Source organism: Micromonospora fiedleri (assembly GCF_016774385.1).
Lineage (GTDB): Bacteria > Actinomycetota > Actinomycetes > Mycobacteriales > Micromonosporaceae > Micromonospora > Micromonospora gifhornensis.
The window spans coordinates 1-13,267 of sequence record NZ_JAETXL010000020.1 but is presented as its reverse complement, the minus strand read 5'-3'; the positions used below and the strand labels follow the sequence as shown (position 1 = coordinate 13,267).

Genomic DNA, 13,267 nt, shown 5'->3' with positions numbered 1-13,267 from the left:
GCATCAACGCATACCCGGCAGTGCGATGTCGACTCGTTAGGGAGACGGCTTGGGGCGGCGAAGGCGAACACGCACATCCGTGCTACCGGGCAAGATTTCAGCCAGCTCGAAACCCGCCGGCGTGAGGTCTGCGGTGGCTGCCGCGAGGCTCCCCGTCGGTGGGGTTCTCTTGACGGCGATCAGGATCTCATCGACGCAGTCACTGTTGTCGTGGAGTGTGCCGGAATGGTCGGCTCCAACGGCCAGGATGGTTCGCGAGCCGGTGGCGTAGCAGGCTGACAGCCACGGTCGGAGATCAGTGCTCAGGTCGTCGGGCAGCGTGAAGTGTTCGGGAGCGTGACCGCCGGGGACGCCCTCCTCGATTGTCTTGTCGCTGAGCACGAGGTCTGTCCTACATCGCAGCTCCGCGGTTAGTTGCTCGTTGACAGGCTGGCTGTCCTGATTGTCGTAGGCGTAGGTCCAGATCAAGTAGGGACGGCGGCGGCGGGTGGCGGCGAGCCAAGGGCCGAGGACGGTGAGGGTCTCGTCGGGCAGCACGTTGGTCTCGACCTCAATGCCGTGGGCGGTGAGCATGGCGGCGCCGCCGTCGCCTCGGGAGGTCGGGTCGAGGACGCTGATGACGACTCGGGTGATGCCGGCGTTGATGAGTTCCTGGCGGCAGGCCGGGGTGACGCCGATGTGGTTGCAGGGTTCGAGTGTGACGACGGCGGTGCCGCCTCGCGCTGCGGCGCCCGCTGTGCTGAGCGCGTTCACTTCGGCGTGGGCTTCTCCTTTGCGCCGGTGATAGCCGGCGCCGACAACGTCACCATGGCGATCGAGGATGATGCAGCCGACGGGCGGGTTTGGGCTCGTGGTGCCCAAGCCGAACGACGACAGTGTGATCGCTTGCCGCATCGCGGCCAACTCGACGGCGGATGCCATCAGGTGCCCTTCTTGAGGTCATCTAGGAAGGCGCGGACTTCTGGTAGTTGCTGGTGCACGTTGACTGCGGTGCCGAGGTGCGCGAGTTGATGCAGGATTCGTCGTGATCCCGCCCGGCGAGCGATCGGCAAGGCGTGGTGTGCCGTCGCCGCAGCCTGGTCGGGTTGGTTCGCTGCGGCATGGGCCATCGCCTTGTTCAGCAGGGCGGAGGCGAAGTCCTGGCGGTGCCGCCGTGGAATCGTAGGGAGAGCTTCGTCGATGACGCCGATTGCCTCCTGTGGCCGCTGCGCCAGCCGAAGACACGCCCCGCGGTACACTTCGATGTAGCCGCTGGTGCAGTAGGAGCCGTGCTCGCCCTCTGGCTTTCCCGGGTGACGGTCCGCTGCCCAGCGATGCGCGGCGTCCAGCAGGCGCAGCGCCGCGCGGTGCTCGCCTGTGGCGGCGAGGGAATGCGCGTGCTGGACACGCAGCGCCGCCCGCATCGGTCCGGGAAGCTTCTGGTCGTAGAGCAGCGCCGCTTCGGCCTGCTCGACGGCATGGGCGGGGTGTCCGCTGGTCAACCATTGTTGGCTGCTGCGGTAGGTGGCCCATGCGGTCATGGTCGGGTCAGCGATCTGGCCTGCCCAGGCGAGAGCCTGTCGTGTCCGGCGGTGGCCTGCGGCGGGGTCGTTGAGGGATTGATGCAGCCAGGCCGCGGATTCGGCATACTGGGCGGCGAGGCGGATGACGGCGGGGCGAAGCGCCTGGGGCACCTCGTTCGGAAGGTCCTCGATCGTCGTCAGTTGTCTGGTGACGCCCATCAGCGCGTACTCGGGGCCGAACACCTTGTCGTTCTGCACCAGGAGATGCCACTGTTCGCGCAACAGGTGGATGGTCTCGTCCCAACTGCCTGGTCGGGGCTCGATCGTCTCGGCGGTGATGCCTGTTCCATCGCTTCGTCGAGGGCTGTAGAGATCGAGATCGACATCGGTGGCGGCGCCAAGTACCTGACGCAGCGCTGCTCGCCGCGCTTGGCTGGGCCAGCGATGCTCGCCACGCTCCAGCTTGCCGACCCACCGGAAGTCGACGTACTGGGCGGTGACGTCACGGCCCACATAAATCCGGTCGAGCGCCGCGTTGACCGCATCGGCCAGCTCACTGCGGGACATGCACTGGCCAGGACGCATCGGCGAGGACAGTCGACGCCGGGCCTCACTGAGCGCGGTGTTCGGCCTGATCGTGGTGTCCGGATGACGAGGCACCAACTTCCCCTCTACCCAGCATGCCGACCCCTGCCGACTATGCCACCGGTTGTCTAGATCATCCAGCTCTGACGTTGTCACGCCTCGTAGCGACACGGATCACCATGAAGTCGGACCACAAGTCGGCATTCCCGCCCTGTTCACTATGAGTGATCGTGTGAGGAGTAGCCAGTGAGGCTTTAGGCGGCAGCCGGCCGCTTCAGAGCCTGTTTGCGGAGGTCACGGAGAGCATGCGTCGCTGCGCGGCCGGCAGCGGCAGCTTCCGTTGCTCGGCGCCGGCTACAGAGGAACGCGAAGTGGCCGACGGGTTGGTAGCCGCAGGGGCTGCCTGCCCACCCATCGCAAGTCTCGTTGGAGGACCAGTCATGGACAACCTGCTCGCCGTTAGCGGTGACCCGTTCGAGCTCGACGTGGAGATCGTCACGGAGGGTCCGGTCGCCGCGGCGTTGCTGGCGGACACGGACGACGGCTGCGACACCGTGAGGGGCAGTGACTGCTAGTCGCCGCACTCTGGCCGGTTCCGGCGGGCGGTCCCCCGTACGCCCGCCGGAACCGGCGTCGCACGAAGGCAAGTCCTCGCAAGGGAATGGTGTTTGGGCTTGACCCGTTTCGACGGACAGGGTCGATGAGTTGATCTTCAGGCTACCTTGAGCGCCGGCACCAAGCTGATGTCGGTGCCGTCTTCGTAGGCGGCGGGGCTGAGGTAGCCGAGGCTGGAGTGCCGGCGGCGGGTGTTGTACCAGCCTTCGATGTACTCAAATGTGGCCTGGTGGGCGGCTTTGCGGGTGGGCCAGGCCTGCCGGTGGATCAGTTCCGTTTTCAGGGTCGAGAAGAACGACTCGGCGACCGCGTTGTCCCAGCACTGCCCGCGCCGGCCCACGCTCAGCCGTACACCGTGGCGTTTCGCGAGGCGGGCGTGCTGAGCGCTCGTATATTGACAGCCGCGGTCGGAGTGGAAGACCAGGCCGTCGGCGGGACGGCGCCGGGCGAGGGCGTCGGACAGAGCGGCGTCGACCAGATCGGTCTTGAGATGGTCAGCCGTGGCCCAGCCCACGACCCGGCGCGAGGCCAGGTCGATGACGGTGGCCAGGTAGAGCCAACCTTCCCACGTGTTGATGTAGGTGATGTCGCCGCACCAGCGGGTGTCGACCGCCGCCGGGTCGGCGGTGAAGTCCCGCTCGACGAGGTCCGGCCGGTTCCCGGCGTTCGGGTCCGGGATCGTGGTCGCCTTCCAGCGGCGTGGGCTCTTGCCGCGCACGCCGGCCTCGCGCATCCGGGCGGCGATGCGTTTACGGCCGTGGCGCCGTCCGGCCGCAGCGAGTTCGGCGTGGATGCGCGGCGCCCCGTAGGTGCCGTTCGATGCCGCGTGCACGGCGATGATCTGCTCGGTGAGTTCGGCATCGACGCGGTCGCGGGCGGACTGCTCGCCGCGGGCGTGCTGGTAAAAGGCGGACCGGGAGACCTTCAGCAGCTCGCACGCACGCTTGACGTTGTGCTTGCCGGCCTGCTCCGCCTCGATGAACGGGTACACGTTCACCGGGTCTCCCTCGCGAAGAAAGCCGTGGCCCGTTTCAGGATGTCGACGTCCTGCTGCAACCGGCGGTTCTCCGCCCGCAGCCGGGCCAGTTCCGCCCGCTCGTCGGAGGCGAGCCCGTCCGTGCGGGCCCCGGCGTCGATCTCGGCCTGTTTGACCCAGGCTCGCACAGCCGTCTCGGTCAGGTCGAAGTCCCTGGCCACCTGCCCGACGGTGCGGTCACCACGCTGACACAGCTCGACGATCTCGGCCTTGAACTCGGGCGTGAACGCCCGCCTCGGCCGCGATCGCTTCTTTCCCACGCTCTCCATGATGCTGGACATCCTCCCGGAGACTCCAGGTCCCCTGATCTTGGATGTCCGTCAAAACGGGGTAGGCCCATGTCCTGTCCGCCAGCTTCGGTGACGCGCGCGCCGACTCCTTGTCGCCCGTGCTGAGCTGGAGGAGCCGGTATGGCCAGCATCGCATCCCAGTCCCGTGTTGTCGGCGTACGGCTTCGAGTGCAGAGCCGGGTACGCCACCGGATACACGGCAGCTATCGACACTCGCGAATTAAGCTGCGGCTCGCAACCGAGCTCGCTCTGCAACAAGCAATTACAGTCAGTCATGTTGGTCGACCCGCCGGCTTACTCTCATGGCCGCGGTAAGTGTGTGGGTGTTGCGGTTTGGGTTGACGGGCGCGGTTCAGCGGAAGTCGTCGGCGTGATCGTGCGCCCACGCCGCGAACGTTCTTGCCGGGCGTCCGGTCACCTGCTCAGCCGTAGGTAGCGGTCCGGCCGACGCCGGGTCGAATGCTTCGGAGGGGGTCGGGGTGGTGTCGTTGCCGGAGTAGTCCTCGAAGCCAAGGAGGAAGTCGGCGTTGGCGGCAGCGAATCCTCCCTGCCTGAGGTAGTGCTGTCGGGCCTGGCCCGGGGTCACGACCTCCAGCCGGATGTCCTCGCCGATCGCCTCGGCAATGGCACGCACCTGGTCCCGGTTGCTGATGAGTTGGGGGCCGTTCACGTCGTACACGCGGCCGGCGTGGCCGGCGTGCAGCAGTGCGGTGACCGCGACGTCGGCGATGTCGTGCTCGTGCACCGGGTACCACGCCGTGTCCGGGAACGGTTCCCGGACCACCCGCTCGGCCCGGATCGATGGCCCCCACAGCGAGAGCTTGTTGAGCATGAACTCGCCCGGGCGCACATGTGTCCACGCCACGCCTGACGCCTCCACAGCCTGCTCGACCGGTAAGTGGAAGTCGGTGTCGAAGCCAGCGGTGACGGCACCGGACGACAGCACGACGATGTGCCGCACTCCGGCGTCAACCGCCCCCACCACGACGCCGCGTGCGGTCGCCGGGACTGGGAACAGGTACATGCGCTGTACCCCACCGAACACGGACACCAGCGTCGAGGGGTCGGCGAGATCGCCCGCGACGACCTCGACGCCGTCCGGCAGCCGCGCCGCGTCCGGGCTACGTGTCAACGCCCGCACCCGTACACCGGCGGCGACGAGCCGTTCGACCACGAGCCGGCCCACCGAGCCGGTCGCGCCGGTCACCAGGATCGTCATCTGCTTCTCCTTCTGTCTCGGCTGGATACGGCGGGCGATCGTCGGAAGCCTGGACTGCGGCATGCCCGACGCTATGGCACCGCGCTTGCGGGACCGCGCCATCGTCGCGCGACACCGCAGGCTCAGCGCAAACCCGAGTGCCTTGTTCATGTCTGCGCTGTGACCTGGTCAAACGACATGCACGAACAGGGCTGAGATGTGACACATTTCACACCGCCACCCGAGCGAGTGCGGTGTGCGCGAACGCGCAGAGCCTGATGCCGTGCCGGCGCCGGTAAGCATGATCGAAAGGCGCTCATACCGCGACGCGGGCGCCAGCCCACGCCCATCGGTTACTAAACGTGAGCAACTTATGTGCGTCGCCGAGGCGACCGGCGCCGCAAGGTCCCCCAGCGCCACTCGCCCAGGCCTCTGCACGTTTGGCGTACATGGCTCTGCACCAGAACCCGTACGCCGACACGTGTCGTCATCGGCGGCGTGGACACCCACAAAGATCTGCACATCGCCGCGGTGATCGACACCAGCGGGCAAGTGTTGGACACCGGGTCGTTCTCGACGACTCGGGCCGGCTACCGGGCCCTGCTGAAATGGCTGCGCAGCCATGGTGACGTCCGCCTGGTCGTTGTCGAGGCACCGGCAGCTATGGCAAAGGCCATCAAGGTCGAGTACGTCCACCGTCACCATTTCCGCACCCGTACCGAAGCCCGGCTGAAGATCGCCAACTGGATCACCGACTTCTACAACCGGCGCCGCTGCCACTCCGTCTGCGACGGACGCTCGCCCATCGACTACGAACGATCAGAGACCCGCGCCCTGGAGGCCCAGGACGCATAACGGAGCCCTCCACGATTCCAGGGGATTGACACATCAATCATCCCCTCAACCTGGTCGGCGACCTGGTCACGCTGGTCCAGCAGGTCACGCAGGCTGTTGGCCAGTCGGGGCAGGACGGTCTCGGCCGCAGTCGTTCCGGGCACGACGACGGTCTGCGCGTCGAGCGCGGTGAGGATCTGCTCGACCAGGCGGACGCCCATGCGTGGCGCGCGGGTCTTGACGATCTCGAGGAGTTTCACGCGGCCGGCTTTGCGCAGCCCAGCTGGTCCGCCGCACCGCGACAGCAGTTCCAGCACAGCAGGATGCTGCAGGTTCGGGCCCAGGACCCGCTCCAGGGGTGGGTGGATCTGGGTGAGCAGACCACGAACCCGGTTCGAGACCCGGGTGACCTCGCCGGCGAGGTCGTCGTCGTAGCCGACCAGGACTTCCAGCTCAGCGAGGGCCTCGTCGCCGGTGTCGACCCGGCGCAGCGTGTGCGGCAGGGTCCGGGCAGCATCCGCGATCACGTACGCATCCCGGGCGTCGGTCTTGGCCGTGCCCGGATGCAGGTCAGCCAGTCGACGCATGACCAGACCCGGCAGGTAGGCCACCTGATGCCCGCACCCACGGGCCACGGCCACGGGCAGCGCGCCGATCGAGGCGGGCTGGTCAACCACGACCAGGATCAGGCCGTGCCGGCCGAGCTTGTCGAACAGCCTGCGCAACCCCGCCTCGGTGTTGGGCAGCGTGGCGTCATGCAGCCGCTTACCCTCGCGGCTCAACGCGACCGCGTGATGCCCTTCCTTACCGACGTCGAGTCCTACAAAGACGCCGAACCCGTCGTGCACGCCCTGCCTCCCCACGGCGATCCTCGTGGCTCGGTCGCAGGTCGGGCGCCGGACTGCCGGCATCCACGTTACGAAGAGACCTACCCCCAGCAGGGGCGGCCGGGTCCCTATCAGCGGTCCGCCGACGCCACCCGGCCCGGCGACAACACCCCCCGGATCATCTGTACGACAGGGGCAGTAAGTCATACCGAGCCGGGCGACCGAGCAGTCCCCGACTGGGGACGATCAAAAAGGTAACGGGGTAAACGGGGGCACCGTTGACCGTTGCCGGTACGTTCACGGCCCCACCAGTCGGCCGCCGTATCCGGTCAACCCATCACCGTCCCTGAACCCACGTGACAGCGCCACCTCACGTAGATCACTTAGAGCTCCTAACGAAATGATGTTGGGCGTGTCCTTGGGACGTGAGGATCGTTCTGTCTGAGCGTGAGGAGGGGTGAGCAGCCGCCGTGGATCGTCTCGGACGAACTCTGGGCCGAGATCGCGCCGCTGCTGCCGCCCCGTCCGCCCCGGCGTCGTCGGTTCCCGGGCCGTAAGCCTCTCGATGATCGCAAGGTGTTGTGCGGGATCTTGTTCGTGCTCTACACCGCGATCCCGTGGGAGTACCTACCCCAGGAACTCGGGTTCGGGTCGGGAATGACGTGCTGGCGCCGGTTGCGGGACTGGAACGACGCCGGCGTGTGGCAACAACTGCATGAGGTGCTGCTGGGCAGACTCCGGGCCGCCGGGCAGTTGGACATGTCGCGGGCGGTGATCGACGGCTCCCACGTCCGGGCGCTCAAGGGCGGCCCAAAACCGGTCCGAGCCCGGTCGACCGCCGCAAGCCAGGCTCGAAACACCACGTCATCACCGACGCGGCCGGCATCCCCCTCGCCACGGCGCTGACCGGCGGCAACCGCCACGACGTCACCCAACTACTGCCCCTAGTCGACAAGATCCCCCGGATCAAGGGCATCCGAGGCAGACCACGGCAACGACCCGACCGCATCTACGCCGACCGCGGCTACGACTACGACTGCTACCGCCGAGACCTGAGAGCCAAGGGCATCACCTCCGTCATCGCCCGACGCGGTGTCCCACACGGCTCCGGACTCGGCACCCGACGCTGGGTCGTGGAACAGACCATCGCCCTGCTGCACTGGTTCCGCCGCCTACGGATCCGCTGGGAGATCCGAGACGACATCCACGAAGCATTCCTCACCCTCGCCTGCGCCATCATCTGCTGGCGCCGACTCCAACGCTCAAAGAGTTAGGAGTTCTTAGCCTGCAACGAGTCGACACAGAACGGCCCACCGAGGCGCTTCGCCTCGCCGAATCTGCGCGGGCTGGCGCGAAAGATGCGCCCGCACGGGTACGCGCGATGTTAACCACGCGCCTGGCTCGTACCCACGCGGTGCTCGGTGAGGCGGTCGCGTGCGAACGACGGCTCGCAGAAGCCGACACCGAGATGTCGCGCGCTGACGACGAACCAAGCCCGGCCTGGGCCAGCTACTTCGATCACGCGGAGTACTCCGCCCAGGTCGCCGCCTGTTACCTCCTCCTGGAACGTCACCAGGCAAGCGACAGATGGCTTCAGCAGACGCTCGCTCTCCAACCCGCCGAGCGCAGCCGAGATCGCGCAACCTATCTGATCTGGCGCGCCGACGCCGTGCTGAACCTCGGAGATGTCGACCATGCATGCGCCCTCGTCGCCGAGGCCGCCCCTGACGTCGCCGGCACGCATTCGGTGCGCAACCATCGCCGGCTACTGGACATCCACGGTCGCCTGATGGCCCATCGACACCCCGCCGTCAATGCTCTGGACGAGCGCGTGCGTAGTCTGCTCGCATGAGTGAGGCCAAGCGCGTCGCTGTCGTCACCGGCTCCAACCGTGGGCTCGGGAAGGCCATTGCTCGGGGCATAGCACGGACGGGTGCTCACGTGGTCGTCACGGCTCGGGCTGAGGACGCCGCCGTGCGGACCGCCGACGAGCTATGCGCGGAAGGGCTGTCCGCATCCAGCCATCAACTCGACATCGCCGATCCAGCCAGCGTCGCTCGCGCCATGGCCGACGTTGGCTACCAGTACGGCCGCCTGGACATCCTCGTCAACAACGCCGGCATCGCCATCGACCGTGGCCAGGCGGCAGCCAGCGCCGACCTGGAGAAGGTACGCGCCACCCTGGACACCAACATCATGGGAACCTGGCGTTGCTGCACCGCAGCCATCCACGAGATGAGGAAGAACAAGTACGGCAGGATCGTGAACGTCTCCAGCCACATGGGCACCTTCGGCGAACTGGGACCGGGCAGTGTCTCCTACCGGGTATCCAAAGTCGGAGTGAATGCTCTGACCTGCATTCTTGCGGCTGAACTCAAGGACGACGGCATCCTGGTGAACGCCGCTTCGCCCGGAAAGGTCGACACTCGCCTGGCCTACGGAAAGGCGAACTCCACGCCGGAGGAAGCTGCGGACACGTTCGTGTGGCTTGCCACGCTCCCCTCAGACGGCCCCACGGGGAGACTCTTTTTCCAGCGACGGTCCCTCGACTGGTAGTTCCGGCACCGCACGTAGCGGCAGTTCATCGAGCAGCGCGATCCCGTGTCGTGGTACTGGTTCGGAGGCCGCTCCAGGTACGCCGATGACTGCTGGCGTTCGTGGCCAGATCCAGTCGATGACGGTGGCCAGGTAGAGCCTGCCGCCGCCGACGCGTAGGTAGGGATGTCACCGCACCACCGCTGGTCAGGGGCGGTGGCGGTGAAGTCGCGGCCGATGAGGTCGGGTGCCGGCGGGGTGGCCGGATCCGGGATGGTGGTGCGTTTACGGCGGCGTAGGTGCGGGCCCACGATCTCCCGCTGCTCCCATGATCCGCTCGATGCGTTTGCGCTTGACCCGCACACCCTGGTGATGCAGCTCGACGGTCACCCAAAGAAATTGGAAGGTTATTCCTTGAGGCCGAGCCTCATTCGCGCTTGCGTCCTCACCTCTGGGTTTTTATCTTCTGCCAGGGTCCGGAGGAATCGGTGTGGGGTTTGAGGTGCGGTGGCTAGCCACCATCGAACGTTTATGGATCGGTCGCGCACAAGCTCTTCGAGGGTGTCATCTTCGAGGCTCACGGTCTGCACGAGTGCCCACCGGACAGGAGCTGACTTGTCACGAGCAAGCTGTCGTCGTTGTTGCTGGGTGGTTGATGGGTTCACTGCGGCTCTTGCACGCACTTTAGGATCAGGGTCCTCTACCAGAGTGGCTAGGATATGTGGGTCAGCTGTCGTTTCTGCCATGCCACCGCGGACTGCGGCGGAGGGGTCCCTGACGAGAATGCTCTTAAGGTCCTGGTCGATTGACTGGGACTCGGCGAGGAGGCGGCGGATGTCTTCGTCGCTTGATCGACAGATCGCCTCATGTACATAACGGTCAGCGCTTGGGTTTGTGAGGACCGCGTAGCGGACGTCGAAGCTTGGGTCGTCCACTAGGCTGGCAAGGACTGGTGGTGGACAATTCGGGTTTTCCGCTAGGGCTTGACGGACTTTGCTGTTCGGATCAGCCGCAAGGCGGTGAAGCAGATGTTCCGGAAGATCGGGTCGGCCAGCCACGGCACACCTGACTTTCGGGTTCTTGTCATCGGCGAGGAGCCTGATGGCTTCCTGGCTGGTGGCGGCGTCCCGCGCAAGTTCGATTCGATGATCGGCCTTGCCGGGAAGCGAGACCTCAGCGGGGTCCCCGCCCACCTCGGGCTGGTTCGTTGAGCTGTGGTCCATCAGAGATCCTTTCCATACGTGCTGCGGTGCCGGGCCATTGGAATGGGCACCGACACCGCAGCACATGGCGTTTCGTTACAATCTAGCTGCAGCTCTTGAGCTGAACAGGCGGGCAATGCTTGTGTTTGTAGACGTATAAGGTAACAAACGCCGCTTCCCATAGTCGATCCTGGAAGTATCCCTTGACATTTTCCTTGACCCAAGTGTAGCCGCACGCACTGTATGATGAGTAATACTTGCTACATTTGTCGAGCTGCTCCTTGGGCCTGCCCGCACCGTTCTTCGTGATACCGTACTTCCAGATCGAACCTGTTCGCAGGTTGAATATCTTGTAAACCTTGTACTTGGTGTTCCTGTTCTTCTTCGCGGTCTTCGAATTACTGCTGGGCCATGGAACTTTAACCTTGGTCGTCGGCACGGTTACGGTGCAGCCAACGACAGCGCACACCGTGATGAATGCGGCCATGAATGCTATGACTGCGGCGGCCGCCGCGATGGCGCCGCCTCCAAGGACGGCAGCCGGGATGGCGATAGCTACTTGGCCATCGATGTCAAGACTGTTGATCGGATCAGCTGGGTAGGTGTACGCATTTGCGTTTCCTCCAAAAATTCGGTCAGCCTGAAGGAATCGCCCTGTTGTCGGGTTGTAGAGGCGCACGCCCATCAGCACCATGCCTGCGGACGGATCGGTTGCTCGCCCAGTTGAGCCAAGCCATGCGTAGCCCTCGTCGCCGGCCGTGCTCGTATGTGGCACCCCATACTCGTCATATCCGCGTACGGTGGTCAGACCCGAATCGTTCCCGTGTATCGTTGCGACGATATCGCCGTGCAGGTTGGCGATCTGCCAGTTGAGCGTGGAGTCGGCGCTGCTCCAGATTGTGGACATGCCACTCAGGGTGGTTATCGGACGCGTGAAGTCGTTTGCCCCCACCTGTGTCCATGCTGGAATGTCGGCGGCCAGCCGGATTTCCCCGTGGACGGCCAGTTCCGAAGCTACGGAAGGTAACCACGGGTTGCTGATCGTCCGGCGTTCACGAAGGCGACGATCTCGTCGAGTCCAGGGCGATAGCCGTCGCTGGTGTTTACCTCGATCTCGGGCACGCCGAGCCGGACAAGCTGGAAGCCGTGGTGGCCGACGGCATGGATCTGATGGTCGCCGAGGTATGCGTCGGCGTGGGCACGCCGGATCGAGTTCTCGTCCTGCCGTCGCTGGATGCGATCAAAGGCTGTCTGTGCGGTGACCTGGCAATGCACGACCCGAATGTCGGCCATCCCGATCAATCAGCCTTTTTCATCCTGTGTAGCGGTTGGCTTCGACGTGGTGCAGCACGAGGATGGCCTGCACGATCGTGGTAGCCCGGCGCGGGCAACAACGCAGCTTGGCGAGGATCTTCCAGGTCTTGAGGGTGGCGATCGCGCGTTCGCCGCGGGCGCGGATCTTCGCGTGGGCCCGGTTCACCGTCTTTTGCCGGCGTGACAGCTTCGGCCGGAAGCGGCGCCGCTTGAACGGAGTGCGCACGCTGCCGTGGGCACCTTGATAGCCCTTGTCGGCGAAGGTCATCACGTCCGCGCTGGTAAGCGCGTCGATGATGCCGTGGGCCCGGGCTGCGGTCAGGTCGTGCACCGCGCCCGGCAGCGCGGGTGCAACCCAGACGAGCCGGCCAGCCGCATCGGCGATGACCTGCACATTCACCCCATGCCGCTTATGTTTGCCCGAGTAGTAGGGCCGTTGGTCGGCGACTCGGTCGATCGGGATCAGCGTGCCGTCCAGGATCGCGTACGCCAGCCTGCGGATCCGGTGCATGGCGGTGGCCAGGTCGTCGGCTGCTGCCGCGAGCAGGGTCATTGCTTCCTGCACGTACCGCCAGGCGGTGCTGACGCCGATCTCGAATCCGGCGGCAAGACGGGTGTAGGTGTCGCCGTTGCGCAGGTGGGCCAGGGCGAGCAGTGCCTGACGTCCCGGGTTGAGGCGCCGCCAGCGGGATCGGCGCTGGTTACGGTAGCTGCGGATGCGGTCGGCGAGGTAGTTCAGGGTCCGGTTGGACAACGCGATCGTGGACGGGTAAGACAGCACAGGCGAGGCTCCCGGTTGGGGCATCGGGTTTTGGTCGATTTGCTGTCTTACCTGGAGCCTCGCCCTCATCGATCCGCGGCCCCGGCCTACCCGCGCTGACCTGCAAAATCAGGTTGGAAAAGGCTCAATGGCTGCAGGCCGGGGCGCCAGAGGCGGTCTTGGAAGGCTGCCTCGGCGACCGTGGTGACGCCTGCGGTCAGGAGCAGCTGCAGCACCTTGAAGAACGTGGGCAGGGTCCGAAGGGTCAGCTCGTCGCTCGGTGCGGCAACGAAGTCGCCGGCCGCGTGGACCATCCCCTCCTTGATCTCGTCCCGGCAGATCGCTGGGCAGCCGATCCTCCGGGCGAGCAGGTGCGCGAGTGTCGTTTTTCCAGCCCCCGACGGTCCGCTGACGATGACAAGGGTCGGGATTGTTCCCATCACGTCGTTATAGCTCGGCGGGGCCCACCGCGCGGCGTCGGGTAGGGATCAGCTCTGAGTAGTCACCTACGGCCAGATACCTCCCCGCCAAGTGGCCGCCACTGGGGAATCTCAACTGGCCACCAACAC

14 protein-coding genes and 2 pseudogenes are annotated in these 13,267 nt (G+C 65.8%); 5 read left to right on the top strand and 11 right to left on the bottom strand.

Annotation, left to right across the window (positions count from 1 at the left end; translation table 11 throughout):
- Positions 1–36 precede the first annotated feature (36 nt).
- Positions 37–921: a bifunctional diaminohydroxyphosphoribosylaminopyrimidine deaminase/5-amino-6-(5-phosphoribosylamino)uracil reductase RibD gene (ribD, locus tag JMF97_RS29915; RefSeq protein WP_203224578.1), complete on the bottom strand. Its 885-nt coding sequence runs from the start codon at positions 919–921 to the stop codon at positions 37–39.
- Positions 921–2,069: an NsdA family TPR-like regulatory protein gene (locus tag JMF97_RS29910; RefSeq protein WP_203224577.1), complete on the bottom strand. Its 1,149-nt coding sequence runs from the start codon at positions 2,067–2,069 to the stop codon at positions 921–923. Before JMF97_RS29910 ends, ribD begins: the two co-directional genes overlap by 1 nt.
- A gap of 458 nt (positions 2,070–2,527) precedes the next feature.
- Between JMF97_RS29910 and JMF97_RS29905 the strand changes: the two genes are divergently transcribed.
- Positions 2,528–2,662: an FxLD family lanthipeptide gene (locus JMF97_RS29905; protein ID WP_102660018.1), complete on the top strand. Its 135-nt coding sequence runs from the start codon at positions 2,528–2,530 to the stop codon at positions 2,660–2,662.
- Positions 2,663–2,799: 137 nt separating this feature from the next.
- On the opposite strand, the gene JMF97_RS29900 is transcribed toward JMF97_RS29905, so the two are convergent.
- The 3 genes from JMF97_RS29900 to JMF97_RS29890 all read right to left on the bottom strand — a co-directional run bounded on the left by JMF97_RS29900 (position 2,800) and on the right by JMF97_RS29890 (position 5,247).
- A complete protein-coding gene (locus tag JMF97_RS29900; RefSeq protein ID WP_203220148.1) occupies positions 2,800–3,699 on the bottom strand; it encodes an IS3 family transposase in 900 nt (299 codons plus the stop codon).
- A complete protein-coding gene (locus JMF97_RS29895; RefSeq protein WP_158244936.1) occupies positions 3,696–3,998 on the bottom strand; it encodes a transposase in 303 nt (100 codons plus the stop codon). The genes JMF97_RS29900 and JMF97_RS29895 overlap by 4 nt, the downstream gene beginning before the upstream one ends.
- A gap of 382 nt (positions 3,999–4,380) precedes the next feature.
- Positions 4,381–5,247 carry an NAD(P)H-binding protein gene (locus JMF97_RS29890; RefSeq protein WP_203224576.1) on the bottom strand — a complete coding sequence of 289 codons (867 nt, stop codon included), beginning with the start codon at positions 5,245–5,247 and terminating at the stop codon, positions 4,381–4,383.
- Positions 5,248–5,724: 477 nt separating this feature from the next.
- On the opposite strand from JMF97_RS29890, the gene JMF97_RS32135 reads away from it, so the two are divergent.
- Positions 5,725–6,081, top strand: a complete 357-nt coding sequence (locus JMF97_RS32135; RefSeq protein ID WP_203224575.1) for an IS110 family transposase — start codon at positions 5,725–5,727, stop codon at positions 6,079–6,081.
- Between the two features lie 32 nt (positions 6,082–6,113).
- On the opposite strand, the pseudogene JMF97_RS29880 reads toward JMF97_RS32135, so the two are convergent.
- A pseudogene (locus tag JMF97_RS29880) lies at positions 6,114–6,908 on the bottom strand (IS110 family transposase); the annotation flags it as partial.
- A gap of 453 nt (positions 6,909–7,361) precedes the next feature.
- Here JMF97_RS29880 and JMF97_RS29875 point away from each other — a divergent pair.
- From JMF97_RS29875 to JMF97_RS29865, 3 genes are all read left to right on the top strand, one after another.
- Positions 7,362–8,161, top strand: a protein-coding gene (locus JMF97_RS29875) for an IS5 family transposase (protein ID WP_203224600.1) whose coding sequence is annotated in 2 segments (ribosomal slippage) — positions 7,362–7,698 and positions 7,698–8,161 — 801 coding nt in all. Because the reading frame shifts where the segments join, the coding sequence is not laid out codon by codon here.
- Positions 8,047–8,739, top strand: a complete 693-nt coding sequence (locus JMF97_RS29870) for an NsdA family TPR-like regulatory protein (protein WP_498043318.1) — start codon at positions 8,047–8,049, stop codon at positions 8,737–8,739. The genes JMF97_RS29875 and JMF97_RS29870 overlap by 115 nt, the downstream gene beginning before the upstream one ends.
- Positions 8,736–9,443, top strand: coding sequence for an SDR family oxidoreductase (locus JMF97_RS29865; RefSeq protein ID WP_203224573.1), 708 nt, complete (start codon positions 8,736–8,738; stop codon positions 9,441–9,443). Before JMF97_RS29870 ends, JMF97_RS29865 begins: the two co-directional genes overlap by 4 nt.
- Positions 9,444–9,829: 386 nt before the next feature.
- On the opposite strand, the gene JMF97_RS29860 is transcribed toward JMF97_RS29865, so the two are convergent.
- From JMF97_RS29860 to JMF97_RS29840, 5 genes and pseudogenes are all read right to left on the bottom strand, one after another.
- Positions 9,830–10,645 carry a hypothetical protein gene (locus JMF97_RS29860; RefSeq protein WP_203224572.1) on the bottom strand — a complete coding sequence of 272 codons (816 nt, stop codon included), beginning with the start codon at positions 10,643–10,645 and terminating at the stop codon, positions 9,830–9,832.
- A gap of 82 nt (positions 10,646–10,727) precedes the next feature.
- Positions 10,728–11,531, bottom strand: a complete 804-nt coding sequence (locus JMF97_RS29855) for an RHS repeat-associated core domain-containing protein (protein WP_203224571.1) — start codon at positions 11,529–11,531, stop codon at positions 10,728–10,730.
- A 107-nt stretch (positions 11,532–11,638) separates the two neighbouring features.
- The gene (locus JMF97_RS29850; RefSeq protein ID WP_203224570.1) at positions 11,639–11,917 is read right to left on the bottom strand and encodes a hypothetical protein; all 279 of its coding nucleotides are present in this window, start codon (positions 11,915–11,917) and stop codon (positions 11,639–11,641) included.
- Between the two features lie 19 nt (positions 11,918–11,936).
- Positions 11,937–12,719: a transposase family protein gene (locus tag JMF97_RS29845; RefSeq protein ID WP_203224599.1), complete on the bottom strand. Its 783-nt coding sequence runs from the start codon at positions 12,717–12,719 to the stop codon at positions 11,937–11,939.
- Positions 12,720–12,844: 125 nt separating this feature from the next.
- Positions 12,845–13,138, bottom strand: a pseudogene (locus JMF97_RS29840) (P-loop nucleotide/nucleoside kinase family protein); the annotation flags it as partial.
- Positions 13,139–13,267 lie beyond the last annotated feature (129 nt).